This window comes from Arthrobacter sp. 35W, assembly GCF_000482545.1.
In the GTDB taxonomy this organism is placed as follows: domain Bacteria; phylum Actinomycetota; class Actinomycetes; order Actinomycetales; family Micrococcaceae; genus Specibacter.
Genome location: NZ_KI519454.1, coordinates 1,138,802 through 1,165,147 on the forward strand (window position 1 = coordinate 1,138,802; position 26,346 = coordinate 1,165,147).

At 64.0% G+C, this 26,346-nt stretch carries 22 protein-coding genes; 10 read left to right on the forward strand and 12 right to left on the reverse strand.

Going from position 1 to position 26,346, the window contains the following annotated elements:
* Nucleotides 1-6 precede the first annotated feature (6 nt).
* Nucleotides 7-1,740 (forward strand): GAF domain-containing sensor histidine kinase, encoded by a 1,734-nt coding sequence (locus K254_RS0104810; RefSeq protein WP_231391747.1) that lies wholly within the window; start codon nt 7-9, stop codon nt 1,738-1,740.
* A 29-nt stretch (nt 1,741-1,769) separates the two neighbouring features.
* On the opposite strand, the gene K254_RS0104815 is transcribed toward K254_RS0104810, so the two are convergent.
* Both K254_RS0104815 and K254_RS21805 read right to left on the reverse strand, forming a co-directional pair.
* On the reverse strand, nt 1,770-2,441 hold the full coding sequence (locus K254_RS0104815; protein ID WP_026554412.1) for a response regulator: 672 nt from the start codon (nt 2,439-2,441) through the stop codon (nt 1,770-1,772).
* 128 nt (nt 2,442-2,569) lie between these two features.
* A complete protein-coding gene (locus K254_RS21805) occupies nt 2,570-2,896 on the reverse strand; it encodes a DUF3040 domain-containing protein (RefSeq protein ID WP_051388836.1) in 327 nt (108 codons plus the stop codon).
* A gap of 277 nt (nt 2,897-3,173) precedes the next feature.
* Between K254_RS21805 and K254_RS21810 the strand changes: the two genes are divergently transcribed.
* From K254_RS21810 to K254_RS21820, 7 genes are all read left to right on the forward strand, one after another.
* A complete protein-coding gene (locus K254_RS21810) occupies nt 3,174-3,638 on the forward strand; it encodes a universal stress protein (RefSeq protein ID WP_035749015.1) in 465 nt (154 codons plus the stop codon).
* Nucleotides 3,639-3,751: 113 nt separating this feature from the next.
* Nucleotides 3,752-4,672 (forward strand): ABC transporter ATP-binding protein, encoded by a 921-nt coding sequence (locus K254_RS0104830; RefSeq protein WP_026554413.1) that lies wholly within the window; start codon nt 3,752-3,754, stop codon nt 4,670-4,672.
* A gap of 89 nt (nt 4,673-4,761) precedes the next feature.
* Nucleotides 4,762-6,339 carry an ABC transporter permease gene (locus K254_RS0104835; protein WP_051388838.1) on the forward strand — a complete coding sequence of 526 codons (1,578 nt, stop codon included), beginning with the start codon at nt 4,762-4,764 and terminating at the stop codon, nt 6,337-6,339.
* A gap of 1,175 nt (nt 6,340-7,514) precedes the next feature.
* Nucleotides 7,515-8,258 (forward strand): GntR family transcriptional regulator, encoded by a 744-nt coding sequence (locus K254_RS0104840; protein WP_231391748.1) that lies wholly within the window; start codon nt 7,515-7,517, stop codon nt 8,256-8,258.
* A gap of 1 nt (nt 8,259) precedes the next feature.
* On the forward strand, nt 8,260-9,303 hold the full coding sequence (locus tag K254_RS0104845; protein WP_051388839.1) for an ADP-ribosylglycohydrolase family protein: 1,044 nt from the start codon (nt 8,260-8,262) through the stop codon (nt 9,301-9,303).
* 55 nt (nt 9,304-9,358) lie between these two features.
* Nucleotides 9,359-10,855 (forward strand): purine-cytosine permease family protein, encoded by a 1,497-nt coding sequence (locus K254_RS21815; RefSeq protein WP_051388841.1) that lies wholly within the window; start codon nt 9,359-9,361, stop codon nt 10,853-10,855.
* A 1-nt stretch (nt 10,856) separates the two neighbouring features.
* A complete protein-coding gene (locus tag K254_RS21820) occupies nt 10,857-11,819 on the forward strand; it encodes a PfkB family carbohydrate kinase (protein ID WP_051388843.1) in 963 nt (320 codons plus the stop codon).
* A 1,468-nt stretch (nt 11,820-13,287) separates the two neighbouring features.
* On the opposite strand, the gene K254_RS0104870 is transcribed toward K254_RS21820, so the two are convergent.
* Nucleotides 13,288-14,082 (reverse strand): SDR family NAD(P)-dependent oxidoreductase, encoded by a 795-nt coding sequence (locus K254_RS0104870; protein WP_026554417.1) that lies wholly within the window; start codon nt 14,080-14,082, stop codon nt 13,288-13,290.
* Between the two features lie 73 nt (nt 14,083-14,155).
* Here K254_RS0104870 and K254_RS0104875 point away from each other — a divergent pair, with 73 nt between their 5' ends.
* A complete protein-coding gene (locus K254_RS0104875; RefSeq protein WP_026554418.1) occupies nt 14,156-14,611 on the forward strand; it encodes a MarR family winged helix-turn-helix transcriptional regulator in 456 nt (151 codons plus the stop codon).
* Nucleotides 14,612-14,684: 73 nt separating this feature from the next.
* Here the strand turns inward: K254_RS0104875 and K254_RS0104880 are convergent, their stop codons facing one another.
* Together K254_RS0104880 and K254_RS0104885 are read right to left on the reverse strand one after the other, a co-directional pair.
* Nucleotides 14,685-15,023, reverse strand: coding sequence for a carboxymuconolactone decarboxylase family protein (locus tag K254_RS0104880; protein ID WP_026554419.1), 339 nt, complete (start codon nt 15,021-15,023; stop codon nt 14,685-14,687).
* A 43-nt stretch (nt 15,024-15,066) separates the two neighbouring features.
* Complete coding sequence (locus tag K254_RS0104885) at nt 15,067-16,053, reverse strand: aldo/keto reductase (RefSeq protein WP_026554420.1); 987 nt, start codon at nt 16,051-16,053, stop codon at nt 15,067-15,069.
* 155 nt (nt 16,054-16,208) lie between these two features.
* Here K254_RS0104885 and K254_RS0104890 point away from each other — a divergent pair, with 155 nt between their 5' ends.
* A complete protein-coding gene (locus tag K254_RS0104890; RefSeq protein WP_026554421.1) occupies nt 16,209-17,099 on the forward strand; it encodes a helix-turn-helix transcriptional regulator in 891 nt (296 codons plus the stop codon).
* A 47-nt stretch (nt 17,100-17,146) separates the two neighbouring features.
* Here the strand turns inward: K254_RS0104890 and ptsP are convergent, their stop codons facing one another.
* From ptsP to K254_RS21825, 7 genes are all read right to left on the reverse strand, one after another.
* Nucleotides 17,147-18,907: a phosphoenolpyruvate--protein phosphotransferase gene (ptsP, locus tag K254_RS0104895; RefSeq protein WP_081709903.1), complete on the reverse strand. Its 1,761-nt coding sequence runs from the start codon at nt 18,905-18,907 to the stop codon at nt 17,147-17,149.
* Between the two features lie 187 nt (nt 18,908-19,094).
* Nucleotides 19,095-19,937, reverse strand: coding sequence for a PRD domain-containing protein (locus K254_RS0104900; RefSeq protein ID WP_026554423.1), 843 nt, complete (start codon nt 19,935-19,937; stop codon nt 19,095-19,097).
* 80 nt (nt 19,938-20,017) lie between these two features.
* Nucleotides 20,018-21,436, reverse strand: coding sequence for a glycoside hydrolase family 1 protein (locus K254_RS0104905; RefSeq protein WP_026554424.1), 1,419 nt, complete (start codon nt 21,434-21,436; stop codon nt 20,018-20,020).
* Between the two features lie 17 nt (nt 21,437-21,453).
* Nucleotides 21,454-23,412, reverse strand: coding sequence for a beta-glucoside-specific PTS transporter subunit IIABC (locus tag K254_RS0104910; RefSeq protein ID WP_026554425.1), 1,959 nt, complete (start codon nt 23,410-23,412; stop codon nt 21,454-21,456).
* A gap of 104 nt (nt 23,413-23,516) precedes the next feature.
* Complete coding sequence (locus K254_RS0104915) at nt 23,517-23,795, reverse strand: HPr family phosphocarrier protein (protein ID WP_026554426.1); 279 nt, start codon at nt 23,793-23,795, stop codon at nt 23,517-23,519.
* Nucleotides 23,796-24,420: 625 nt separating this feature from the next.
* Nucleotides 24,421-25,281, reverse strand: coding sequence for an alpha/beta fold hydrolase (locus K254_RS0104920; protein WP_026554427.1), 861 nt, complete (start codon nt 25,279-25,281; stop codon nt 24,421-24,423).
* Nucleotides 25,278-26,327 carry an NADP-dependent oxidoreductase gene (locus K254_RS21825; RefSeq protein WP_051389138.1) on the reverse strand — a complete coding sequence of 350 codons (1,050 nt, stop codon included), beginning with the start codon at nt 26,325-26,327 and terminating at the stop codon, nt 25,278-25,280. Before K254_RS21825 ends, K254_RS0104920 begins: the two co-directional genes overlap by 4 nt.
* Between the last annotated feature and the right edge of the window lie 19 nt (nt 26,328-26,346).

Genomic DNA, 26,346 nt, shown 5'->3' on the forward strand with positions numbered 1-26,346 from the left:
TATCTGGTGGACAATGCGCAACACTCCGAGCGGGGAGGGATCCAGCCTTCCCCGGCACATGCTCAGTCCGACGAGGCGGCGGATCCTGCCCCCGCGGAGCGGGTGCCGCGGCACCCGCAGGAGAGGATGCAGGGGCTTCTGGACGCGGTGATGTCCATTGCCGAGGAGTTGAGCCTGGAGGAAGTGCTCAAACGTGTGGTGCACGCGGCCTGCCACCTGCTGGATGCCACCTATGGGGCATTGGGAGTCATCGGGGAGGGACAGCAGCTAAGCCACTTCGTCACCGAGGGCATCGACCCTGACGAGGCGGCACTAATCGGTCCGCTCCCCACCGGGCATGGGGTTCTTGGCCTGTTGATCAGGGAGCCACACCCGATCCGCCTGCCGAACCTCCACGACCATCCTGCCTCCTACGGATTTCCGGCCCACCACCCGCCCATGCGGACCTTTCTGGGCGTGCCGATCAGGGTCCGCAACGTTGTCTTCGGCAACCTCTATTTGACCGAAAAGCAAGGCGGCCAGCTGTTCACCGCCGAGGACGAAGATCTGGCCGGAGCTTTGGCGGCGGCGGCCGGATTCGCCATAGAAAACGCCAGGCTCTTTGATGACGCACAATTGCGTTCACGGTGGCTGGCGGCGGGCATGCAGGTCGCAGTGCAGATGATGAACGACGCCGGCGCCGCTGAATCCGGTCCGACATTGGTCGCCAAAGCGGCCATGGACGCCTCGGATTCGATCCTGGCCCTCATCGGTGTCCAACCCGATGCCGACGGTTTGATTTATGTATCCGCCGGCGCCGGCGACTTGGCGAACGAATTCATCGGCAGTTCGCTCCACATTGACCCTGACCTTGTGGGTGGTGTTTGGGCCACGCAGCAACCGGCCTCTTTTGACTCGGCATCGAGCCTGCTGGGTCCCCTGGCGGACACCGTGTCCGGATCAGCGCTCCTGGTGGCACTGGGATCGCACGCGACCAAAGGTGGCGTGCTGATCCTGGTCCGCGGACCTGGCCGGGGAACCTACTCCGCCCCCGCCACGGCCATGGCCGGCATTTATGGCGCCCAATCGGCACTGGCCCTGGAACTGGCACGGGCTCACAAGCTTCGCGAGCAGCTGGCGGTCTTCATGGACCGGGACCGCATCGCCAAGGACCTCCACGACGTCGTCATCCAACGGCTGTTTGCCGCCGGGCTGAGCGTTCAGAGCCTGGCCCGCTTTACCACCGACCCGCAGGCGGTTGAGCGGATCAGCGCCATCACCGACGAACTTGACGCCACCATCCGGGAACTGCGAGAAACCATCTACTCGCTGCGGGCCACCTCCGGAGAGGTCGATATGTTGAGCAGCAGAATTCTCCAGACAGTCCGGAAGGTGTCACGGCCGTTGCCTTTCACCCCGCGGCTCCACCTGTCCGGTCCCATCGATTCACAGATCCCCCATGATGTGGCGCTGCAGGTGCTTGCTGTGGTCTCCGAAGGGGTCAGCAACGCAGTCAGGCATGCCGAGGCCGGTAGCATCGACGTTTCCGTGGCCGCGGACGAAGGCAGGATCAGCGTCACGGTCGTCGACGACGGGTACGGCGTCGGCCGCCCAGCCAACCGCAGCGGTCTGGACAACATGGCCGCTCGTGCCCGGGACCTTGGGGGGACCTTCACCGTGGACGATGCAGACACCGGCGGAACCCATTTTGAATGGACGGTTCCACTGGCTGGCAGCGTCAGATCCACTCCCGGAAGCTAGCCGGAGCCTCTGCATAGGGTCCGCCCACTCTAGGTACGCGTGATGTAGACGGCGGCCTGGGTTCGCCGTTCAAAACCAAGCTTTGCCAGCAGGGACGAAACGTAGTTCTTCACGGTCTTTTCCGCGAGGAACAATTCGGCCCCGATTTGCCGGTTCGTCATGCCTTGTCCGATCAGCATCAGCACCCGGCGTTCCTGCGAGGTCAGCGAAGCCACGCGTGGATCTCCGTGCTCGGGCTCGGCCATTCCATGCACAATCCTCGACTTCAGGTCCGCGTCGAACAGGGACTCCCCACGCGCTGCGCGCCGGATGGCCGTGAGGAGGTCGGTGCCGCCGATCTCCTTGAGCAAATACCCTGCGGCACCGGCCAACACAGCCCCCCTCAGCGCCTGCTCATCGTCGTAGCTGGTGAGGATCAGGCATTTCAGCTGCGGATCGACCGATCGGACATCCCGGCAGACCTCAATGCCCGTCCCATCCGGGAGTCGGGCGTCGAGCACCGAAACGTCCGGTTGAAGTGCCGGAATCCGCCGTGCCGCCTCGACGGCTGATCCCGAAGATCCCACCACGGCGAACCCTTCGCCCTCCAACAGGTCCTGCAAACCACGCCGGACCAACTCGTGGTCATCGAGGATGAAGACACGGATGGCCGGCGCCACGTCGGGGGAGGGCCCGGAAGGTGAAGCCGAGATACCGTCCATCACTGTCCTCCTTGGACTGGTTGCCACTGGCGGTACTCTACCCCGACCAGCTGGCCGCGGATATGGTGGTCTGTGAGTCGGAACCCTCCATTCTCCGGCACTGGCAGATGGGTTGCCAGAGGCAAAGGTCACCGGTCCGGCAACGATCGGGCATTGCTGTCCAGGCCCGCCTGACCGTGGCGCCACCCGACGACCGCGGCCGGCAATGTTGCGGTGTAGAGCCCCGCAGCCATCACCAGAAAGGCGCCAACGCCCAGAGGGACTGATTCAACGAGCAGGGCGGCGACCATGGCCATGATGCCCAGGGCCACCATGGCAAGTCCAGTACCCGTCAAACGTCCCGACCGGCGCTGCATACCGTGCAGGCTGAGGGTCCTGGCGAGTCGTGGATCGGCTGCAGCCAGCTGTTCTTCGAGATCCTGAATGACCCGTTGTTCGTGGTCGGAGAGTGCCATGTCCCTAATCCTTCGCAGTTCGCCTTGCCGGTGGCTGGGTGATGTCTGTGGACTGCGTTCTTCGATCAATGATCCACCACAAGGATCCGCGGACGGCAGGGCCCTTGGACCCGAATACATCAGACGGCGGGGACCTGCCAGATGCGCCGTTCCCGCGTGGCCATGTCAGGCACAGAACGGATCCGCCGGCGATATGGAGTCCAAAGGCCCTAGCCACCCGGGGCCGGACGCTCAAGCATTGGTGCTACGAAGATGCCGACGAGGAAGGGACCGGGCCATGACCGAAGACAAGAGCGGAGGCCGGATAGTTGTGGGAATCGACGGTTCCGAATCCTCCATTGCCGCACTCCGCGAGGCCGCCCGCCTTGCCACAGCAACGGGTGCAGGAGTCGACGCCGTGGCCTGTTGGAGCGTGCCCAATGTTGCCGCACTGCCGTACGCATTCGGCGACATCGACTACGAAAGCGGGGCCCGACAGGTCCTCAACGAGACCATCGACAAGGCCTATCCCGAGGGCAAGCCGGAGAACGTATCCGCCCGCCTCATCCACGGCCACCCGCGGCCGGCGCTGATAGATGCAAGCGAAGGCGCAGACATGCTTGTGGTGGGCCGACGCGGACACGGCGGCTTCGTTGGACTTCTGCTGGGCTCCGTCAGCTCGGCCTGCGTGGCCCACGCCCGCTGCCCCGTCTTGGTCGTCCACGGCGCCGAAGACGCTGTAAAAGACGCACCCGACGATTAGCCAGAGAGCCTTGAGGATCTGCCCCACATCCACATCCACGCCTCGCCGGCGCCTGTTCCGTGGGTCGGCGACCGCTCCGCCATCCGTCCAAGTCTTCGCTACGGAGGATTCCCATGACCACAACCAGTCTTGCCGTCGACGTCGTCGGCCTGCGCAAGTCGTTCGGCCGCCAACGCGCCCTCGACGGCCTGGACCTGAGGGTCGAGACAGGCCAGATCGCCGGCTTCCTTGGCCCCAACGGCTCGGGCAAGTCCACCACCATCCGGATTCTGTTGGGGCTGCTGCGGGCGGAGGCGACCACGGTTCGCGTCCTGGGCGGCGATCCGTGGAACGACGCCGTCGCCCTGCACCGGCGGATCGCCTACGTTCCGGGCGACGTCAACCTCTGGCCAAACCTCACGGGCGGACAGGCCATCGACATCCTCAGCAGGCTCAGGGGCGGCGTGAACACCACGCGCCGGGACGAACTGCTTCAGCGGTTCGACCTCGACCCCTCGAAGAAGGCGCGCGCCTATTCCAAGGGCAACCGGCAGAAGGTGGCTTTGGTCGCCGCGCTGGCCTCGGATGCGGAACTGCTGATCCTCGACGAACCGACCTCGGGGCTTGACCCGATCATGGAGGCTGCATTCAGCGCCTGCATCCGCGAAGCCAGGACTGAGGGGCGGTCGGTGCTGCTGTCCAGCCACATCTTCGCGGAGGTTGAAAACCTTTGCGACACGGTGACCATCATCCGACTGGGCAAGACCGTCGAGTCGGGCACTCTGGCGGAACTGCGCCACCTGCGCCGCACCACCATTTCAGTCATCCTGGACGACACCACGGCCGACCTCTCGCCGGTGCCTGGCGTGAACGATCTTGCCATGGATGGGCAGCGGGCCACGTTCACGGTCGCGGATCCGGATCTGGGCCTTGTGCTGGCGGAGCTGGCCCACTTCAAGCCGCGGGCGCTTGTCTCCACGCCGCCGTCCCTGGAAGAACTCTTCCTGCGGCACTACGGCACCGAGCTGGCCGCAAATGGGGTGAGCGTCCCGTGACCACAGCAACCGCCCCGGCTGCGGCCGGACGGCCCCGTTCCTTTGCACACCGTGTGTCAATCACAGGAACCCTGCAGGGGTGTGTGTCCATGGTGCGTTTCATCCTGCGGCGCAACTGGCTGCGTCTTCTGATCTGGGCAGTGGTGCTAGTGGGCATGATCCCGCTGGTGTACGAATCCCAACGCGCCGCATTCCCCACCGAGGCGGACCGGGAGGCCTACGCATCCATCGCGAATACGCCGTCTGTCGCCGCCCTTACGGGGACCCCCTATGCGGCTGACACCCTGGGCGGGATTCTGGTGCTCAAGATCTGGATGACGCTCGCTGTCACCCTTGCCTTCGCCACATCGTTCCTGGTGACGCGCAATGGACGTGCCGACGAGGAGGACGGGCGTACGGAACTGCTGCGCTCCAACGTCCTGGGGCGCCACGCGTACACCGTTGCGAACTACCTGGTGGTGGGAGGCTTCGACATTCTGGTCGGTGCAGCGATCACCGCCGTTGCCGCCGCCATGCCGCTCCCCTTCGACGGCAGCCTGGTCCTTGGCGCCTCGCTGGCCGGGCTTGGCCTGTTCTTTCTGGGCGTTTCCGCAGCCTGCGGCCAGCTCACCTCTACTAGCCGCGGTGCGAATGGTTTGGCCGCGGTCGTGATCGGCACAGCATTTGTGGTCCGCGCCATCGGCGATCTGGATGGAACGGGGACCACTCCCGGCTGGATCTCGGGGCTGTCACCGATCGGTTGGGCGCAGCAGATGCGCGCCTTCGGGGAGAACCGTTGGTGGCCGTTGGCGCCATTGGTAGGTGGTGCCATCACCTTGTGTGCAATTGCCGTCAGGATTGAAGCCCGCCGTGACCTGGGCGCAGGGGTTCTGCCGGACCGTCCCGGTCCGTCCGCGGCCGGGCGGTTCATGATGACGCCGTTCGGCCTCGCTTTGCGGTTGCAGCGCGCGTCGATCGCAGGCTGGTTCGCCGCAGTGGTTGTGATGGCCCTGCTGTATGGATCGGTGGCTTCGGCCATGGCCAACCTGCTTGGATCGAACCCCGTGTTCGCTGCAGTGTTTGGCCCAAACGGTTCCTCGGCCACGAAAGGCGTCATTGCACTGCTGGTGATGCTGAACGCGATCGTCGCCAGCGCGTTCGTCGTTGAGAGTGCATTGCAGGTGCGTGTCGAGGAGGCGTCCGGCCGCGCCGAGCCGCAGCTCGCGGGCAGCATCTCCCGGATCCAGTGGGCTGGCGGACGGCTCCTGCTTCCCATCATCGGCTCGGCCCTTATGCTCGTTGTCGGCGGAGTTGTGATGGGGTCTGCGTACGGGGCTTCCCAGAACGACGCTGCGCAGGTGTGGGCGCTTTTGTGTGCGTCGGTCATCTACTGGCCAGGCGTTCTGGTCACGGCAGGTGTCACAGTCTTCATGATCGGTGTCGTTCCCCGGTTGGCCCCTTCGCTGTCGTGGGCGTTCTTTGCTGCAGTCGTCATCATCAGCGTCTTTGGCGAGCTGTTCAGCCTACCGACCCTCATAACGGGCAACACGCCGCTCACGGCAACACCCCGCCTGCCCGTCGGCCAGTTCACGATGCCTCCGATCCTGGTCCTGACCGCCGTGGCCGCCGTTCTGTGGGCGATCGGGCTCGTGCGGTTCGCCAGGCGGGACCTCGCACAGGATGCCTGAACACGGCTGGTGGGAACGAGGGCAGCTGCGTTATGGCCCTGGCCATCCACGGTTTGTGGTGCCAGCTGATGGTGCAAGGTCACCTGCGGCGTCAGCGGTGGGTATCTGGACTAGCCGAGACAGGTCCGGCACAGTGCCTCTTTGCACTGTGGAGTGAGCCAGATTGTGATCATGAGGGGGACCATCTCCAATTGGCAGATCGACCCTGCCATTTCATGCTGCATGGTTGGCAGTTGAAACACAAAAGAGGGTGTGGACAATGTCCACACCCTCCGCCGTCGGACTTGGCCGTACCGGTGCCGGACTGGGCCGGATTCGGCATGTTTTTTGAACTTCCCAGTGTTTGCAAGGGCTGGAATCCGGTTCGAGTCCCACCTCGGGCACAGTGTTTCCGCAGGTCGGGGGCCCATTGGGCCTCTGACTGTGGACAAAACCCGCCAAAGTGTTGACACGACGTGCACTTGGCGTGGCCTTTTTGGCTCGTATCTACGGTGCCATGGCGTGTGGGTTGCGCTGGTTGCTAATCATTGCGTGCCCCGGATTCGTGGCTTGTGTTCTGCCCGTCACCTGTTCATCGTTGAAATGTCTGACAGCGACATGAGGTGGCCCAAACATTTCGGGAATTCTTTGCGTGGCCAGTTCGAGGTCCAGTCCATGACAAACGCAGACATGATCCCTACATCTAGTTTGATGCCCGTACCTGTTCATCCTGGCGGATCGTCCAGCACCATGGCGGCCGCCTTGTAGTTTCGGCCCGGGCTGAGGCGATCCGGCTCAATTGCCCTCTTTTGCTGCCGGTCGCGGCAGCACTGGGTCTCTGCCCGGCCGAAGCTTCGCAGAATAATTGTCGTGCCAGGGCCGAGGCCGGGTGCCGGCTCCGAGGCCCCGCATGCTTTCCTATTGGTGGGGGATGCGGATCGTGAAGCCGTGGACGTCGTCTGAGCCGGATGCGCATCTTCGCGAGGGCATGCCGGAACGGCATTGCCAACAGGATCGACAGCAGCACTGGCAACGGAGGCGAAGCCGGTTGTTTCCCGCAGGAGTCTCAGATGAATCGGGGCATTGACGGTGACCGCCGCCGATCTGCCGTCCACCGCCCGTGCCCCCTCGGCGGTGTCCATCACCGACCCGCGGGTCCGAAAAGGCGCGTGATGTAGTCCGGCTCACAAAAAAGCTTGACTGTACAGGTTCAGTACAGGTACTGTACCTGTATGCAATCCAATGATTTGAAACGCCAAGAAGTTGCCCGGGTAATTCGCACAGACATCCAGTCGGGCACGCTGAAGCTGGGGTCGAGGCTGCCGGGGGAGAACTCCCTGGCCAAGCGGTTTTCCGTCAGCAGGGGAACGATTCGCGCGGCGTTGGAGGAATTGGCTCAGGAGCAGTTGATCTCGACCCAGGGCGGAGTGGGCTCGTTCGTCAGCTTTGACGGGCACAACCTGGACACCGCGACCGGGTGGGCCAGTGCACTGGCCTCGAGCGGAGTGCAGATGGAGACTGACATTCTCCGGCTCGAATGCATTGTCGACCCCGACCTGGCAGCCCAGGTCGGTACCGAATCAATGTCCTTCCTGGCGGTGGACCGTGTCCGGCACGTGGTGGACGGCCGCGCCGTTTCGCTGGAACGCAGCCGGGTTCCGGCAACCGGCTCCATTGTCGACGCTCCAAAGGCCGGTCTTGTCGGTGGCTCGCTGAGCGCCACCATGCGACAGGCCGGACTGGTGGCAAGCCGTGGCGAGCAGTGGGTCGCCGTGGCGCCGTTGGCTGCAACCGAGGCACTGATCCTTCAGCGTGAAGTGGGGGAGATGTTCATCCACAGCACTCGGCTGTCGTTTGATCCCGAGGGGCGGTTCGTGGAAAAGGTCGTCAGTTGGCTGGATCCCGAACGGTTCCGCCTCCACGTGAAATTTGGTGCCTGAGATGCAGTCGCACACCAACCACGAAGTCATTTCCCCCATCCCCTTGTCCATGCGCAGCGCCGCCGCCGGCGCCCTGTACGGCCTGGCAATCGGTGATGCGCTGGGCATGCCCACGCAATCGATGCCGAGGGAGTGGATCCTTCAGGACTATGGCCGCCTTGAGGGCTTCAGGGCTGCAGGTCCACGGCAGGCCATAGCCGCGGGCATGCCGGCCGGCACCGTCACCGACGACACGGAGCAGGCCGTCATGGTGGGCGAGCTGCTGGTGAGCGGGGACGGCCGCATTGAGCCACTGGTTTTCGCTTCCAGCCTCATGCGGTGGGAACAAAGCATGAAGGACCGCGGCTCCCTGGACCTGCTGGGCCCATCGACAAAGGCCGCAGTGGAAATCATCCGGCAGGGCGGGGACCCCGAAGACGCCGGACGGTACGGAACGACCAACGGGGCAGCCATGCGGATCGCGCCGGTCGGCATTGCCGTCGAATGTTTGGATATGGCCACCTTTCTGGACTCCGTGGTGAACGCCAGCATGGTCACCCACAACACGTCACTGGGCATCGCGGGCGCGGCGGCCGTGTCGGCCGCCGTCAGCGCCGGCGTGGCCGGGGCAAGGGTGCCGGAAGCCTTGGAGTACGCCCTTGCCGCGGCCCGTGAGGGATCCCTGCGGGGACATTGGATTGCCGGCGCCGACATTGCCGACCGCTCCATGTGGGCCATCAGCCATCTGAAATCACTGACTCCGTCGGCCCGAGCCGACGCCCTGTACAACGTCGTGGGCACATCGGTGGCTTCCCAGGAATCCGTGACGTGTGCGCTTGCCCTGGTGGCGCTGGATGAGGACCCCTTCCAGACACTGCTGGAGGCTGCAGGCCTCGGCGGCGACACGGACACCATCGCAGCCATGGCCGGTGCCATGCTGGGGGCCGTCCATGGCCTGGACGGCTGGCCCGCAGGGGCCGTTGAGACCATCCGGACCGTCAACGACCTTCACCTTGAGCCGCTGGCAAACGACCTCCTTCACCTCCGTCTGGGCACAGGCGCCTAACCAGACTCTGCACATCAGCACCCCCATTCTCATCAATGAAGATAAGGAACCCTCCATGAGCACACCCAAATCCGGGTCACTGACCCACGTTGAACAACGAGGCATAGAGCCGGTGCCCGGCAATGAGCGAACCGGCCATCCAGCCCAGCTGTTCTGGGTATGGTTTGCGGCGAACATCTCCATCCTTGGGCTGCCTCTGGGAGCAACGCTCGTCGCCTTTCAAATGCTGAACATTTGGCAGGCGATACTCGTCGCGGTTCTGGGCGCGGCAGGATCCTTCGCCGTGGTGGGCATCGTCTCGGTTGCCGGGCGCCGCGGAGGCGCCCCGGGTCTGACCCTATCCAGGGCCGTCTTCGGAAGCCGCGGCAACATGGGCCCGACGTTCATCACGCTGCTCTCACGGCTCGGCTGGGAGACCGTCAACACCGCGACGGCGGCCTTTGTCCTCCTGTCGCTGTTCGGCATCATCGCCGGAACGTCGTTCAGCGCCAAGGAAGTCCCCGGCCTGACCCTCCTGGGCATCGGCATTTTCATCCTCCTGACGGTGCTGGTCTCCTGGCTGGGCCACAGCGCAATTCTTGTGATCCAGAAGTGGGCCACCTGGATATTCGGTGCCTTGAACGTTGTCGTTTCCGTTTTCCTTATCACCCACGTGGACTGGACCGCCGTGGGCAGCGCACCTGCAGCACCCATGAGCGCCGTCGTCACCGGCATCGGTGTGATCGCGGCCGGCACGGGCATCGGCTGGGGCAGCACGGGCGCTGACATGGCCCGCTACCAGAAGAAGTCCTCGAAGGCCCTGCACCTGATTGCTTCAAGCGCGGCCGGGGCCGGGATACCGTTGGTGGTCCTGATCGCCCTGGGTGCACTTCTTGCCGCCGGTGACCCCAACCTGGCCTCTGCCGGAGACCCTGTGGGTGCAATCCGGGAGATGCTTCCCACGTGGATGGCTGTGCCCTACCTTATTGCAGCGTTCGGCGGCCTGCTGCTCTCGAACCACCTTTCGGTCTACGCCGCCGGCCTGACGACGCTGACGCTCGGACTGAGAACCAAACGTATCTACGCGGTGGGGGTCGACGTTGTCGTCACGTTCGTTGGTGCCGTCTACTTCATGCTCATCGCGGACAACTTCTACGGCCCGTTCATTACGTTCATTTCCTTGTTGGCCATCCCCATCACCGCATGGCTCTCGGTGTTTCTTGTCGACATGATCGGCCGCCGGACCTACGACCCGGCGGGCCTGATGGATCTGAGCCCCGCCGGACGCTACTGGTACAAGGCCGGCGTTTCCTGGCGTGCCATGGCCAGCTGGTTGGCCGCCATCATCGTGGGCCTGCTCTTCACCGTGGTCCACGGCAGTGGGTCGGACATCCTTTTCGCCGGGTGGCTCCATGACACCTGGATTGGAGAAAGCGGCGTGGCCTGGGTGGCGACCTTCACCGTCGGTGCTGTGACCTACGCGCTGCTCGGCGGCGCCAAATCCACCGGAACCGGATCCCGGGAATCGGTCGACAATGACCGTGCGGGCGTCTTGATCAAGGCGGGCCGCTGACATGGCCCGGCTGATCTATACAGGAAACGTCATTGTCGATCTGGTCCTGACGATTGGAGACATCCCCAGTCCCGGCGGTGACACGCTTGCGACGTCATCGCTGATCACCGCCGGTGGCGGATACAACACCATGACCGCCGCAGTCCGCGATGGCACGCCAGTGGTTTTCACCGGCCAGTACGGCACCGGCATGTTCGGCGACGTCGTTCGGAAAGCGCTGTACGAGGGGGGACTGGAAATTGTTCAGGACGGCATCCCCGACATGGACAACGGCTATTGCATGGCCCTCGTGGACAATTCCACCGAGCGAACCTTCATCACCCACCTGGGGGCGGAAGGAGAGCTGACGCGTGCCGATATGGACAAGGTGGAGGTCCGGCCAGACGATCTGATCTACATCAGCGGCTACAGTCTGGCACATCCCAAGAACGCCCAGGCCCTGGCCTCCTGGGTAACGGACCTGCCATCGTCGTGCCGGGTGCTTTTTGATCCTTCACCGCTGATCGCGGAACTGGATCCGGCCATTTTCCACACGATCATGGCCCGTACGGATGTCTTTAGTGCAAATGCCCGGGAGTCCTACCTCGGCTCCGGGCTCAGCGACCCCCAGCATGCCGCGGCCTGGTTCCGGGGACAGATACGCAGTGGTGGCATGGTGGTCGTCCGCGACGGTGCCGCAGGATGCTGGCTTACCGGGCACACCGAAACAGGCGATGTGGAGCACGTCCCTGGATTCGCCGTCGAGGCCGTTGATTCAAACGGTGCCGGCGATGCCCACGGCGGAGTGCTGGCCGGGGCATTGTTGCGCACGGTCCATCCCCTGGAAGCTGTCCGACGGGCCAACGCGGCGGCGGCATTGGCCGTCACCAAATTTGGCCCCGCCACGGCACCCGACACGGCCCAGATTGATGTTTTCATGGCGGCAGCCCTCGCCGCAGATGCGGTCCAGCCCATTCGGCTCTGACCATCTGGCTGGGCCACAGTGCGCGGTCGCAGCCATCCGCGGATGCCGCAACACGTTGTTGCGGCATCCGCCTCCCCGTTCCGGCGACCACCCGCGCCGGCGGTCTTACGATGAGGGAGGGGTGCAGACCCGGGGAAAGCCGGCAAAGATCAGCCGGGTCATTAATGGCCGCCCATCGGCGGTGGCTGCAGATTGAGGATGGCGGGTTCAGCGTCCCGTGTGGCAAACGTCGGCCCGTCTCCATACGGTGCATCGACACGGCACGCCAGGATGCCGTTTACGTTTTCGGATGCCATTGCCGCAGGCCTGCGAGATGGGTCGGTTGCCGTGCCCCCCAAATCCAAGACATGCCATAGCAATGGGTACCCAGCCGAGGTGTGCGGAAAGGTTTGGGGACGATTGTGGTCTCTGCTGAATACGAAGACGGTTCCTCTTCTGCGGACTATCCGGAGTGGCTTCCGCAGATAGTGACAAAGGCAAAAAGGAGGGTGTGCACAATGTGCACACCCTCCGCCGTCGGACTCGTCCGTACTGGTGCCGGACTGGCCCGGATTGGGGATGTTCCCTCCAGTTCCCAGTGTTTGCAGGGGTGAAAATCCGGTTCGAGTCTTGCCGTGGGCACAGTGTTTCCGCACGTCAGGGAGCCTTTGGGCCTCTGACTGTGCACAAAATCCGCCAATCTGTGCACGCGACATGCACTTGGCGCGGCCTAGCTGGCCCGAATCTGCGGGCCCACGGCTTGTGGGTTGCACTGGTTGGTGGTCATTGCGAGTCATCCCTTGCTTGATGCCGCAGTGCAGTTTGGCCTGTATGTATTCATCCCGGAAATCGGGGCTTCCATCATGACGCAGGGGGACCTTTGGTGGGTTTCCCTTTCTGCCATGCCCAAAGCCTGGGTCTGCATATGGCAGTGTATCTGCGAGCCCTTCTAGGGGTCGTTGGCCTCGGGGGGCGACTCGAAGGTGTCGCGGCGGGCGGCCCGCGGCGCCCACCAGAAGAGTCCACTGAGGTCGATCATTCACTCGGGCCGAGCCAGCCATGACTTCCTGCGACGAGGTCAGAACTTGGCGTCGCACGCCCAGACCACAAGCCTCCAGACCGGTGAGGATTCCGCCAATGCCTCTAATGACAACCTCGCCATCACCCACCCTGATGAACCGGCGTAGCCGTAGCCGCCCGTGGGATTCCGCGGGCCTCACTCCACGGCTTGCCAACTGTCGAACAGAGAGTCCGTCATTGCCCCTTCGCATTCCACTTGCGGGCACGGGAGGTGGCGCCGGCGACTTCGAACATTCCGTGCAACCGGCTTCGAGAAGCTGCAAACCCCGAGGTTTGATTCGCCTTCTTCGCACAGCTCCAAATGAAGAGCTCTTACGGAGACTGGCAGAGTCCGAAGGCAGGGTTCAATGCCACCGGCACGAGTTGATGCACGAGGAGGCGAAGGCGGGAGAAAATCCCGCTGCACCCTTTACTCTCGCGGGCCGGAGTATCTGGCGGCAAGGGCGGCCTGATTGCCTCCGTTGACCAGAGCAGTCTCCGCGGCCAGCAATGCATCAAGGGCGGCTGCCTGGCCCTCCAGCCCGGGGGTGCAGACCGACTCGTTCTGGCGCAGCCCGACAAGGCTGGCCGAGGCAACGTCCTCCGGGGTCATCGCCCAGGGGATATTGCGGCCCGCGCCGCTGTTCCAGTCAGTGGCCACGACGCCGGGGAGCAGCAGCTGCGTGCGGATGGGCGTGTTGGCAAGTTCGCCTGCGAGGGTCCGCGTGAAGGCGACTGTGGCGGCCTTCGCTGCGGCGTAGAGGGTGCGCCGGGGTGCGCGGGGGTCATCGAGGCCCGCGCTGAAGGCCAGCAGCGAGGCCACGGTGATGACTGTGCCTTCTCCGGCGTCGAGCATTCCGGGAAGCGCGGCGCGGACCAGCTGGACGGGGGCCACTGCGTTGAGGGTGAGCAGGCGGTCGATGTCCATGGGATCGACGTCGATGAGCGGAGCGTACCCGCTGGCGCCTGCGTTGCTGATCAACATGCGCACGTCCCCGGCGGCCAGACGACGGGAGACAGTGGCGATGCCCTCGTGGGTGCCGAGGTCCGCTGGCAGCACTTCGACGACTGCACCCCGGGAGCGGAGCTCTTCGGCCACATTGCTGAGACGCTCGGGGCGCCGGGCGACCAGGACGAGGTCGTGGTCGTCGGCCAGAAGGCGGGCGTAGCCGGCACCAATCCCTGAGGAGGCGCCAGTGATCAGGGCAGTGGTGTGGTGAGTCATGTAAACAAGTGTTGTTCAAATGGTTGTGTCATGTCAAACGTTTGATAGTAAGTAAGTGTCGTATTCTTTACCTGTGATAGGCAATCAGGAGGAACTCGTCGGGCCTGGCGCGCTGAGCCGGGTGACTTGGGCCCTGCGGCGCGCGGAGCTGGCAGTGCAGACGCTCAAGGAAAAGCGATTGCGCCCGCTGGGCATGGTTGCCGCTCACTACACACTCCTGATGTCCGTGCATTCGGAACCGGGGCTCATCGGTGCCGAACTGGCCCGCCGCCTCAACGTGACTCCCCAGGCCGTCGCATCGCTGGTGACACGTCTTGAGAGCCGCGGACAGTTGGAAAGACGCGAGCATCCGCGCCACCGGCACGTGCAGGAATTGCACCTCACCGATGCTGGGCGGGAGGCGATGCACGCGGCCGACGAAGTGATTGCCGACGTCGAACGCGTCATCACCGAGGCTCTGGGATCGGACGCGGCAGGCCACCTGCGGGCACTGCTCAACCAAGTGACCGACACGGTCCGCGACGCCTGAGGCCGACCCGCGGCCGGGCTGGCTTCAGACGGCGCGTCCCAGGCAGCCGCACGGTTGTTTCCAGCAGCCGGAGTCATCCCTCGTTCGGGGCCGTGAAGATGTTTTTGGCTACGCCCAGTGCGGACATTGCTTTGGGCCAGCCGGCATAGAACGCCAGATGGGTGATCGCTTCGATGATTTCCTGCTCGGTTACCCCGTTCTCGCGGGCGTAGGGCAGATGGAAGTTCAGCTGCTCGGTGTTGCCTCCGGCAATCAGCGCGGCGACGGTGACGAGGCTGCGGTCCCGCGGTGAAAGCTCGGCCCGTTTCCACGCGTCACCAAAGAGGACGTCATCGGTGTAGCCGACGAGGGCTGGTGCGAAGTCTCCGAACATTCGCTGCGCACCGGAAGGTTCAGGGGTGGCGTCGGACATGGTTTCTCCTTGATAGTTTGTGGATGGTTGTTGCCATCGGTTGTCAGCGCCCAACGAGGCCCATGTGCAATTCGTTGTAGCGATTGCCCTGCACTCCGATCCGGCTGGCGACAGCATCCAGGTCGGCAACCTCATCTGCCGATAGCGCGACAGTCGCCGAGCCCGCGTTTTCTTCGAGGCGCTCCCGGCGGCGGGTGCCGGGGATCGGAACAATCCATGGCTGCTGGGCCAAAAGCCACGCCAACGCGATTTGTCCAGGGGTGGCACCCTTGGCGGCGGCGAGTTTAGCGACGTGGTCCACCAAGGCCTGGTTCGCGGCCCGGTTTTCTGCTGTGAATCGCGGGATCGTACCCCGAACGTCACCGTCCGCGAATCGCGTGCCCATGTCGACAGTGCCGGTGAGGAAGCCTTTCCCGAGCGGGCTGAAGGGGACGAATCCAATGCCTAGTTCCGCCAGCGTTGGCAGCACTTCCGGTTCCGGATCCCGTGTCCACAGGGAGTATTCGCTTTGGACAGCCGTCACGGGGTGGATGGCATGGGCCGCGCGGATGGTGGCTGCTGAGGCTTCGGAGAGGCCGAAGTGGCGTACCTTGCCGGCCTGGACGAGTTCGCCCACGGCAGCCGCGACGTCTTCGATGGGGACGTCCGGGTCGACGCGGTGCTGGTAGAAGAGGTCCAGGGACTCCACGCCGAGCCGGCGCAGGGACTCGTCGGCGACCCGTCTGATCCGATCGGGGGAGCTGTCGAGCCCAACGGTTTTGCCATTCTCGATATGCCACCCGAACTTGGTCGCAATCACGACCTTGTCCCGGACCGGGGCCAGTGCCTCCCCGACCAGCTCCTCATTGACGAAGGGCCCATAGACTTCGGCGGTGTCGAAGAAGTTGATCCCGATGTCCACGGCATCGCGGAGCACTGCGATCATCGCCGTGCGGTCGCCGGGGTTCGGGCCGTAGCTTTGTGACATGCCCATGCACCCCAGGCCGACAGCCGAGACCTGCAGGCCTTGGCCAAGTGTTCGTGTATGCATGTTCTCTCCCTTGTCTCAAATTTCGTTCTCTCCCTTGCCCGCTTCCCGGGCTCTCCTCCAGTCAACGACTTCCCTGGCGTTTGGGGGAGTCCCTGCTGAAGGGTGTACTGGCAGAGGATCCCTCAGCAAGTCCTCGGGCAGGTAACGTCATCCCAATGGACAACCGAACCGAGATCCGCGACTTCCTCATCTCCCGGCGGGCCAAAGTAAGCCCGGAAGGGGCCGGGCTGCCCGTCAGCGGAGCCAAACGGCGGGTCGCCGGGCTGCGCCGGGCCGAGGTGGCGATGCTTGCTGACGTGAGCGTCGAATACTACGCAAAGCTCGAGCGCGGCAACATTGCGGGGGCATCAGACGCCGTCCTTCACGCGATCGCCGGTGCCTTGCAGCTCGATGACGCCGAACGCGCCCACCTGTTTGATCTTGCCCGCGCAGCCAACACGCTCACTGCCAAACCTAGACGCCGAACCGCCCCATCGAATTCGATCCGGCCGGGTCTGCAACGGGCTCTTGATGCGATCACTGCCGGCCCGGCCTTCGTCCGCAACGGCAGGATGGACATCCTGGCTGCGAACGAACTTGGCACGGCGTTCTACGCGGATGTTCTGGCAGCCCCGGGGCTTGGCAATCTGGCACGTTTCGCATTCCTTGATTTGAAACGTGCCAGGAACTTCTACCCCGATTGGGAAGCCGCCGCCGACGTCACTGTCGCGATACTGCGCAGCGAAGCGGGCCGCGACCCTTTCAACAGGGACCTGCAGGACTTGATTGGCGAGCTTTCCACGCGAAGCGACGAGTTCCGGACCCGCTGGGGTGCGCATAACGTGCGCCGCCACGGAGCGGGAGAGAAGACCTTCCACCACGACATCGTCGGGGACGTCACCCTGACCTATGAGGGGCTCGAACTCACCAGCGAACCGGACCTGTCCTTCCTGATTTACACAGCCGAGGCAGGCTCTCCGTCAGAAGAACGCCTCCGGCTCCTCGCCAGCTGGGCAGCCAGCCGTCTGCAGGGAGACTCGGCTCCTGCACCGGTGGCTGAGTCCTGACCGAAGCACGTCCTGACTGCCTCAGTCCCGTCGCCCACAGATCGTCCTTAGAAGCCGAGTTCTCCGAGCACGGGCAGTTTCGCGCGGACCCACTCGCGGGCTTCAACGGCGCTTGGCGCCGACAGGGCCAGATGGGCCAGGTCCTGGGCCTGCCCGAGGGTGACCGTTTTCAGCACGGTCGCGACGGCGGCCAAAGAGCGTGCGGTCATGGACAGGGTGGTGACGCCGAGGCCGGTGAGTACGACGGCAAGTGCCGGGTCCGCGGCTGCCTCACCGCATACGCCCACCGGTTTGTTGTTGCCCTCCAATGCTGAGCCTTCCACAGTGAGCTGGACGAGCCGGAGCACGGCGGGCTGCCAGGGGGTGTTGAGTTCGGCGAGGGGCCCGAGTTGGCGGTCGGCAGCCATCGCATACTGTGTGAGGTCGTTGGTGCCGAGGGAGGCGAATCCGACCTCGCGCAGCACTACTGCAGCGCTCAGGGCTGCAGATGGAACCTCCACCATCACACCTGGATTCGTCAGGCCAACTGCAGCACACAGGGAGGCAAAGCGTCTGGCCTCCGCCACTGTGGAGATCATGGGGGCCATGACCCAGACATCGGCCCCGGAGGCCGAATCTGCCCGGGCAATGGCTTCGAGCTGGCGTTCCAGGACACCCGGAGTCGTGGAGTCGGTGCGGTAGCCGCGAACACCCAGGGCAGGGTTGGGTTCGGTGGCGTCCGTGAGGAAGGGCAGGGGTTTGTCGGCGCCGGCGTCGAGGGTGCGAAGGACGACCTTCTTGCCAGGGAACGCATCAAATACGGCCTTGTACGCAGCGGCTTGCTCGCCCACGGAGGGCTCGGTGTCCCTCTCCAGGAAGCAGAATTCCGTGCGGAACAGACCCACGCCCTGGGCGCCCAAGGCGGCGGCGGCCACAGCGTCCTTGGCTCCACCGACGTTGGCCAGAAGTGGCACCAGGTGGCCGTCCGCCGTCGTGCCATTTCCGTCAAATCCGGCCAGGACGGCCGAATTCTCCTCCCATGCGGCCGCCGCAGCCCGCTGTTCGACCGTAGGCAAGGCCGCCATGTAGCCGGCCGCACCGTCGACATAGGCCTCGGTCCCATCGGCGACGGTATCCACACCATGTGCGGCGACCACCGCGGGCAGGCCGAGCGATCGGGCGATGATGGCCGTATGCGACTGCGGCCCGCCGCCCGAAGTCACCAGCGCGAGCACCGTTGCCGGATCCAGTGTTGCCGTATCGGCCGGGGCAAGGTCCTCGGCCACAAGGATGAAGGGGGCTGCGGCGGAGGGGATGCCGGGAGCGGGGACGCCTCGAAGCTCGGCAACGATGCGGGCCCGCACATCCAGGACGTCCATGGCGCGCTCGGCCATGTACCCGCCCAGATTGTGCAGCATTTCGGCAACGGACGCACCGGCTTCCCAAATGGCCCGTTCCGCCGAGCTCCCTGCCTTGATCAGTTTGGCAGCCGAATTCAGCAGCATGGTGTCCTTGGCCATGAGCGCCGTGGCTTCCAGAACGGCCCTGCCATCGCCGGAGGCGGTCCTTGCCCGCCCTTTGAGTTCGTCGTGGACGGCCTGCGCTGCGGTCCTCAGACTGGCGACGGCGTCGTCCTGGCTGGCACCAGCGTCGAGCCGTTCTCCCAACGGTGGCTCGTCCACGGGTTTGGGCATCTGGCGGATGGAAGCAACGATGCGTCCAGGGCTGACGCCAACTCCTTGGAAAGTCCGTGCCGTGATGGCTTGGGCAATCGTTGCTCCCGAGAGTGCGTGGGTGGTTGATGGTTGCGGGGGAATTGATCCGGGCATCGTGGTGGTTCCAATCTGGGCGGTCGTTGTGAGGGATTGGGGCAGCCCCGGTTCCAATCGGGCACCCCGGGTGTAGGCAGCGACGGGCAGCAGGAAGCCGGGTCTGGGAGACGTTCCTGGGCTGGGTGGACCGTCGAAGGAATGTTCGGCGTCATGCGGTGTTTGTGCACGACGCCGTTGCCGGTTCCTAGGCCCGGAGCTCCGCCGTGAGGCGGGCCACGTGCAGGCCAAGGTAGGCGACTTCGTCCTGCGTCAGGACTGCTGAAAGACCCATCTCCAGGCGGAACTGGATCTTTGCGGCGCACCCCCATGCTTCGGGGTGTGTTTCGGCGATCGCGTTGGAGAGCACCGTGTTGGGCTCGGTGATCTGCTTGCCGGAGGCGACCCGGATGAACAGGTACCGCAGGTGGGTGACAAACCGTGCGGCGTTCATGGATTGCTGGTCGACTGTGATGCCAAAGGCGTGGTCGATGATGTCGAAGATCTGGGTGATGATCTCGGTCATTTGGAACGTCTTGTTCAGCCCTGGGGAGGCGAACTGTGCGTTGACGAAGTGCAGTGCCAACGCCACGGCCTCGTCGGGCTGCAAGTCGATGCCCAAGGCACGGTTGGCGATCTGAACGGCGGCTCGCCCGGTTGCCAGTTCCTTGGGATAGAGCTGGGCTACCTCCCAGCCAAGCGGGAATTCCACGTTGATGCCTTCGCGGAGTCGCTGGGCGGCGAAGTGGAGGTGGTCGGCCAAGGGCAGAATCAGGCTTTGGCTGATGCGCAGTTCGAGCTGGTCCCGCGCCAGTTCGGCAACCTTGCCGGCTGCGCGGATGTACACCAGTGGAATGTCCGAGAGGAACTGGGCGAGCCGGTCGCTGCTTGCGTCTCCGCCGGCGATGAAGACCTGGTCGATGCTGGTGCCGTCCAGGCTGTCGTTGGGGCGTCGTCCGTGGCCGAGACCCCTGCCGATGGCTACGACTTCGTGGCCCTCGTCGTCGACGGCCAGAACCGCGTTGTTGTTGAGCACGCGCTTTACCCGCACGTGTTGTCCTTCCGTCGGAGCGAATGGGCCGTTGAAGCGGCGGACGCCAGGTGGGCGCCCGCCGCCGAATACCGTCGGTCCTACTGCCTCAAGGTGCCGCCGTTGCTGTCAATGAGCGCCCGGTACCAGAAGAAGCTGTCCTTCTTTGTCCGGGCCAGGTCCAGCAGGTCGAATTCGTCTCGGTTCACGTGGATAAAACCGTACCGCTTCGATGCCCCCTGATGGGTGGAAATGAGGTCGATCGCCGACCAAGGGCAGTAGCCGAAGACGTCGATGCCGTCGCTGAGTGCGTACTGGATCTGCTCTATGTGTTGGCGCAGGTAGTCGATGCGGTAGTCATCATAGACGTGTCCGTTGTCGAGCTTGTCGAAGGCGCCAAGTCCATTCTCGGTGATGATGAGCGGCAGCCTGTAGCGGTCCCAGATGGCACGCATGGTGGTGCGGAAGCCGGCTGGGTCAATGTCCCAGCCGAAGGCGTTCTTGGGCAGGTGGGGATTGTCTTCGCCGCGGTACAAGCCAATCTCACCGCGCACGATCTGCTGGTCTGACCCGCGGATCTTCAGATCCGTGGCGTCTCCGCGGGAAGCGGCGACTGTCTGGGTGGCGTAGTAGTTGAAGGCGATGAAGTCGGGCTGGCCCGCCTTCAGGACGTCAAGGTCGCCTTCGCGAATCGTAGGTTCGTAGCCCTTCTCGACCAGGTACGCCCATGCGAGCGGGTGGTATGTGCCGCGGACGGCGAGGTCCAGGTAGAGCCAGTTGCGGATCGCGTTCCAGTCATCGGCGGCAAGGACGTCCTCGGGGGAGCAGCTGGCAGCGTAGATGTAGGAGATGTTCGGGGCGGGGCCTATCTTGGCTTCCGGCAATTCGTCGTGGCACAGGGCCATGGCACGGGCCTGGGCGAGGAACATGTGGTGGTTCTGCTGGTAGAGGTCCCTCCTACCCTCAGCTCCCGCCATGCGGGTGGTTCCGATGGCATCGCCGTGCAGGATCATCATGTTCTGTTCGTTGATGGTCAGCCAGTACTTCACCTTGCCGCCATACTCGCGGTAGAGGACCCGTGAGTACTCGACGAACGCGTCGATGGTGGAGGGGTTGGCCCAGCCTCCCTTTTCGTGGAGTGCCTGGGGCAGGTCGAAGTGGTACATCGTAAGGATGGGTTCGATGCCCTTCTCCAACAGTTCGTCGATGAGATTGTGGTAGAAGTCCACGCCCTTCTGGTTCACGACGCCGTCGCCGTCCGGAATAATGCGTGTCCAGGCCACGGAGAAGCGGTACGCCTTCAGGCCCAGCTCCGAGAAGAGTACGACATCTTCAACGTAGCGGTTGTAGTGGTCCGAGGCGACCTTGAAGTCGGTCGTACCTGCGGCGAACTCGGTGCGGGCATCGATCACTGAGGGGCCTTTGCCGTCAGCGTCCCACGCGCCTTCGACTTGGTATGCGGAGGTGGATGCGCCCCAGAGGAAGTCGGACGGGAAGTCTGTGAGTTGCTTGAATTTCATGGTGTGCCTTCTTCGGATTAGCGGGTAACGGTGAGGACGCGTTCACCCTGGCTGAGAGGGCCCGCGTTGGCGGCAGTGACGTCCCCGACTTTGGCGTGGTTCGTGACAACCAAGATGACGGTGGTCGGATGGCCTGCTGCGGTGATGGCTTCCAGATCGGCCATGACAAGTAGGTCGCCCGCTTCAACGCGGGTGCCGCGGGCAACGGCAGCAGTGAAGCCTTCCCCATTCATGGCGACGGTGTCGATGCCGACATGGACCAGGACGTCGACCCCGTCGTCGCTGCGGATCCCGAAAGCATGCCCGGTGTCCATGGCAACGGTGACTGTGCCGCTGCAGGGTGAGACGATCCTGCCGTTGGCCGGTTCGATGCCGACGCCGGGGCCCATGGTTTTGGAGGAAAACACCGGGTCGGCGACGTTTGCCAACGGAATCAGCGTGCCAGTGCACGGGGCGGTGAATTCGATGACGTCGGTGCGCTCCAGGGTTGCTGTTGCACGGCGTCCGGCAGGTAGGTCGGCTCCGGTGGCTGAAGCGGTGGTCGCCGCAGCAGCTGGAGCACTACCTTCCCCAGAGGCGGTGTCTTCGGCTGCGGTGTCCTTTTCGTACTTCATCGACAAGGCAAAGGCTGTGACAGCGGTGACGACGATGCCGATCGCCAGCGAGATAAGGATGTTGAGGAAATGCTGCATGGTGCCGTCACCGATGTAGAGCAGGACTGCAGGAAGCCCGGAGGACCCCGTGGCGAAACGGTGCGTCTGCGTCAGTCCGGCGTAGAGGCCTGCGGAACCGCCGCCGATCATGGCAGCAACCAGTGGGTAGCGTTTGGGCAGGGCGACGCCGTAGAGGGCGGGTTCGGTGATGCCCATCAAGGCGGTGATGCCGCCGGCGGTGGCGATCTGCTTCATCTTCACGCCCTTGGTGCGGAAAGCGACAACGAGGGTTGCCACGCCCATGGCGATGTTGGAGCAGATTGCCCCTGGTCCAAAGATGCTGTCGTGCCCGGTCTGGGCCATCTGGACGATGCCCAGAGGTGCGACTCCGTTGTGCAGGCCGAACATGACCATGAGCGGCAGGAACGCGCCGATCAAGACGGCCGGCGCCCAGGCGGCGTTGGTGCTCAGGAAGCCGAAGAATGTGCCGAGGTAGCTGCCCAAGATGCTGCCGATCGGGCCGAGGACGGCCATGGCAAGTGTGCCCATGACCAAGAAGGTCAGCATGGGAACGAAGACGAGTTTCACGGCCGCCGGAATGATCTTGTCGAGCCATCGTTCGACGTGGGCTTGGACGAGGATGACCAGAATGATGGGGATGACTGTGGCAGCGTAGGACGTCAGCGGCAAGGGGATGACGTCGAAGAAGTTCACGGGGTTCTTGGCCTGGACCATGGCCAGCCAATTCGGGTGCATCATGATGGCAGCGACGCCGGCGGCGAGGATTGGGTTGCTCTTGAGCTTGTTTGCCGCGCAGAAGGCGATCAGGATCGGCATGAAGTAGAACACGGCGTCGGCGAAGAAGTTGATCACCATGAACGTCTGCGATGTCGGACTGACGACCTTCAGCAGCACCAGCAGGGCCAGGAGGGCTTTGACCATGCCTGCCCCCGAGAGCGCCGGAATCAAAGGCTGGAAGGTGCCGGCAACGAAGTCGATGATGACCGTGCCGATGTTCTTCTTGGTTTCGCCCTTCTTCACGCCACCGTCGTCCGCTGGAGTGTGGCCGGCTGCGGCTAGTTGCCTTTCGAGTTCATCATGGACCTCCTTGACGTGCATCCCGACTACAACCTGGAACTGGCCGCCGTTGATGAGAGTCTTGGCGACCCCATCTGTAGCGTTGAGGGCCACCTGGTCTGCTTTGCTGTCGTCGCGGAGTTCGAAGCGAAGGCGTGTCTGGCAGTGGTAGAACGAGTCGATGTTGCCTGCCCCGCCGACCAGATCGATGATCTGGGCTGCCAAGGGCTCGTATTTCTTGCTCATGGTTGTCTCTCTGGGGAATCCGAATGTGCGGCCGGGATGGTTCTGGCTCCGCGATCGATCGGGATGTCGGTTGTGGGGCAAGACTGTCTTGGACTAGTCCGGGGCTAGGCGGCGTCGTGGTCGGTTTCGAGGATCGCGGCCAGCTTCTCGAGGACTGCATCGGCCCCGGGCCCTTCGCTGCGGAGCACTACCCTGTCGCCGTGCTTGGCGCCCAGGCTCATCAGCGAGAGAATGCTGGCGGCATCCAGGGCCTCTGCGGCGGAGTCCTCCGCCCTGGAAATGGTCACTTCGAAGCCGTCTTGTCCCGCTGCTTCGGCGAAGAGGGCGGCAGGGCGGGCGTGAAGTCCCACTCGGCTGGCGATGGTGGCAGTGCGCTCAGGCATGGTTTGTCCTTTGGGTTCTGGGGTGTCCTATACCGGCTTGTTTTGAGGTCTGTCCACGGTGATCGGGACAGGGGCCGGGGTGGGTGCAGTTGCCCGTCGTCGCTGATTCCGGATTGCTCGGCTTGTGGCCGGAGACGAATGGAATCGTTGCCATGGATCCTCCTTGGTCAGTGGCAACCGCGACGAGGGCACAAAAAAAGACCCAAGCCGTGACACCGGTGAAGTGCCAGAGCTTGAGTCTTGCCTCGCTCGGAACGAGTTACATGCTCAGGTCTCAGCGAAAATATCGCTGAAGCAATGAAAGCACTATGATGCCCGTCACGTCAATTCGTAGCGTTGGGCCGACAGGTTGGCCCGAACCGCATGCGTAGTTCTGGCTGCACCTTGCCGCCTGGTGGCTGGATCCGCGGGCGGCGCGACGGTGGGGCGAGTGTGTTTCTGTGGTGCTGCTTCAGCGTCGATGGAGATCTTCGGGCATCCACCCAACCACACCCCAGCGCACGAGTCCTTGTCAGAGAACGGCGACAGGCTGGCGGATCCTGCCATGTCCGTGGCCGGCGTCCATCCCTTGACTGGACAGCCGCCTGCATCAACGACATAGGCCTCGGCCGAACGGCGGCACAGGCTACGGGGCGAGGAACTTCACGGCGATGGGGGCGAACTTCTCGTGGAACTGGAAGATGCTGCCGTGGCCGGAGTCGGGGTAGATGATCAGCTCACTGCCCTTGATGCGCCGGTGGAGGTCTTCGGAAAGGATCGAGGGAACCATGCGGTCGTTGTCGCCATTGGCGATGAGTGTCGGCTGGGTGAAAATCGACAGATCCGACGGCGTGGAGCGGCCGAACCGTTGGATCGCCTTCAGCTGGGTCCGGAATGCCTTGACCTTGATCGGCTTGTCCCGGTCGCCGATGCGTTCCTTGAGTCGTTCGATGAACGCCTTCCCCGCGGCTTTTCCGGTGGTGTTGCGGTTGAAGAACAGGAACTCCTTCGGGTCCGACCGGGTCGCAGTGGCGCGCAGTATGTCGTAGTAGGTGGCACGGACGACTTTGTCCATGTCCTTGCCTCCGCGCGGTCCGGTCCCGGTCAGGACGAGCCTGCGAACCAGCTCCGGGTGCTTGAGGACGAGGTCCTGCGCGATCATGCCGCCCATGGAGAAGGAGAAGATGTCGATCAGGTCGAATCCGAGGGCTGAGATGAATGTGAAGGCCTGGTCCGCGGCCAGCTCGAGCGTGCGGGGGAACGCGCCCGTCGAAGCGCCGACGCCGGGTTGGTCGAAGGTGATCACATGGCGGGTTTGTGCGATCGGGTCGATGATGCGGGGGTCCCAGTTGTCCAGAGTTGCGGCCAAGTGGACGAAGAAGATGACGGGGATGCCGCCTTTGGGTCCCAGCTCCCGATAGGCGTATGTGATGCCGCCGGTGGCGATGGTCTTGGCGGGTGCTTGCGCGTACGAGGTGATGATGGGGTCGGTGCTGGTGGTGCTCATGAGTCTTCTCCTCCTTGGTTGCTGCCGAGACTGGCAGTCCTGCTTGACGGCAGGGGCAGAATGATGACGGTTTTGCCGCGGAAGCCGCCATCGGTCATCGATGCCACAGCCTGCGGAGTTTCATTGAAGGGGAAGGCCTTCCCTACGATGGGACCCAGCGCGCCGCCGTCGACGAGCGCTGTCATCCGGCGGAGCTGGTCGCCGCTGGCGTGCATGAGCAGGAACTCGTAACCGACGCCGAGCTTCTTGGCGTGCCTGCGGATCTTGCTGCTCAGAGCAGTGATCGCCAGGCGCAGTACCGGGTTCAGGCCTGCCGCCCTGGCGAAGGCGGGGTCAGGCGGCCCGGAGATGCCGATTGCCTTCCCGCCCGGGCGCAGAACGCGAAGAGACTTTTCGAGGTTTTCACCGCCGAGGCTGTCGAGCACCAGGTCATAGCCGGACAGCTCCTTCTCGAAGTCCTGGGTGCGGTAGTCGATCACGACATCGGCCCCCAGCCCGCGGACGAAATCGGCATTTGATGCGCTGGCAGTGGTGGCGACGTGGGCGCCGAGGTGCTTGGCGAGCTGGATCGTGACAGAGCCGACTCCGCCGGCGCCGGCGTGGATGAGAACCTTCTGCCCGGGCTGAACGTTGCCGCACTCGACAAGCGCCTGCCATGCCGTCAGCGCGACCAAAGGAAGGGACGCGGCCTCGACGGCACTGATCGAGGCGGGCCGCAGGGCCAGATCGGACTGGTCGACCGCGATCCGCTCAGCGAACGTGCCGATGCGTCCGTCGCGGACCCGCCCGTAGACCTCGTCGCCCTTCTTGAAATCCCGCACCTTCGACCCGGTCCGGATGACGGTGCCTGCAACATCGTGACCGAGGGTCAGGGGGAGTGTGTAGGGCAGGATCTGCTTGAATTCCCCGGCCCGGATCTTCTCGTCCAGTTGGTTCAAGCCCGCGGCGGTGACCATCACGAGAACGTCCTGGTCGCCGACGGTGGGTTCGGGGACATCCGCTTCGTGCAGTGGATCCTTGTACTTGCTGACGACAAATGCTCGCACGGTGTTCATCTCCTTCAGT

Coding starts and splice junctions, on each gene's coding strand:
- K254_RS21805 (WP_051388836.1), bottom strand. CDS start 2,896: ATGGCACTCTCCGACCACGAACAACGGGTCATTCAGGATCTCGAAGAA.
- ptsP (WP_081709903.1), bottom strand. CDS start 18,907: ATGCCCGGATCAATTCCCCCGCAACCATCAACCACCCACGCACTCTCG.
- K254_RS0104885 (WP_026554420.1), bottom strand. CDS start 16,053: ATGCATACACGAACACTTGGCCAAGGCCTGCAGGTCTCGGCTGTCGGC.
- K254_RS0104835 (WP_051388838.1), top strand. CDS start 4,762: ATGGTGCGTTTCATCCTGCGGCGCAACTGGCTGCGTCTTCTGATCTGG.
- K254_RS0104910 (WP_026554425.1), bottom strand. CDS start 23,412: ATGAGCAAGAAATACGAGCCCTTGGCAGCCCAGATCATCGATCTGGTC.
- K254_RS0104915 (WP_026554426.1), bottom strand. CDS start 23,795: ATGCCTGAGCGCACTGCCACCATCGCCAGCCGAGTGGGACTTCACGCC.
- K254_RS0104830 (WP_026554413.1), top strand. CDS start 3,752: ATGACCACAACCAGTCTTGCCGTCGACGTCGTCGGCCTGCGCAAGTCG.
- K254_RS0104890 (WP_026554421.1), top strand. CDS start 16,209: ATGGACAACCGAACCGAGATCCGCGACTTCCTCATCTCCCGGCGGGCC.
- K254_RS0104815 (WP_026554412.1), bottom strand. CDS start 2,441: ATGGACGGTATCTCGGCTTCACCTTCCGGGCCCTCCCCCGACGTGGCG.
- K254_RS21810 (WP_035749015.1), top strand. CDS start 3,174: ATGACCGAAGACAAGAGCGGAGGCCGGATAGTTGTGGGAATCGACGGT.
- K254_RS0104920 (WP_026554427.1), bottom strand. CDS start 25,281: ATGAGCACCACCAGCACCGACCCCATCATCACCTCGTACGCGCAAGCA.
- K254_RS21820 (WP_051388843.1), top strand. CDS start 10,857: ATGGCCCGGCTGATCTATACAGGAAACGTCATTGTCGATCTGGTCCTG.
- K254_RS0104870 (WP_026554417.1), bottom strand. CDS start 14,082: ATGACTCACCACACCACTGCCCTGATCACTGGCGCCTCCTCAGGGATT.
- K254_RS21815 (WP_051388841.1), top strand. CDS start 9,359: ATGAGCACACCCAAATCCGGGTCACTGACCCACGTTGAACAACGAGGC.
- K254_RS0104905 (WP_026554424.1), bottom strand. CDS start 21,436: ATGAAATTCAAGCAACTCACAGACTTCCCGTCCGACTTCCTCTGGGGC.
- K254_RS0104880 (WP_026554419.1), bottom strand. CDS start 15,023: ATGTCCGACGCCACCCCTGAACCTTCCGGTGCGCAGCGAATGTTCGGA.
- K254_RS0104845 (WP_051388839.1), top strand. CDS start 8,260: ATGCAGTCGCACACCAACCACGAAGTCATTTCCCCCATCCCCTTGTCC.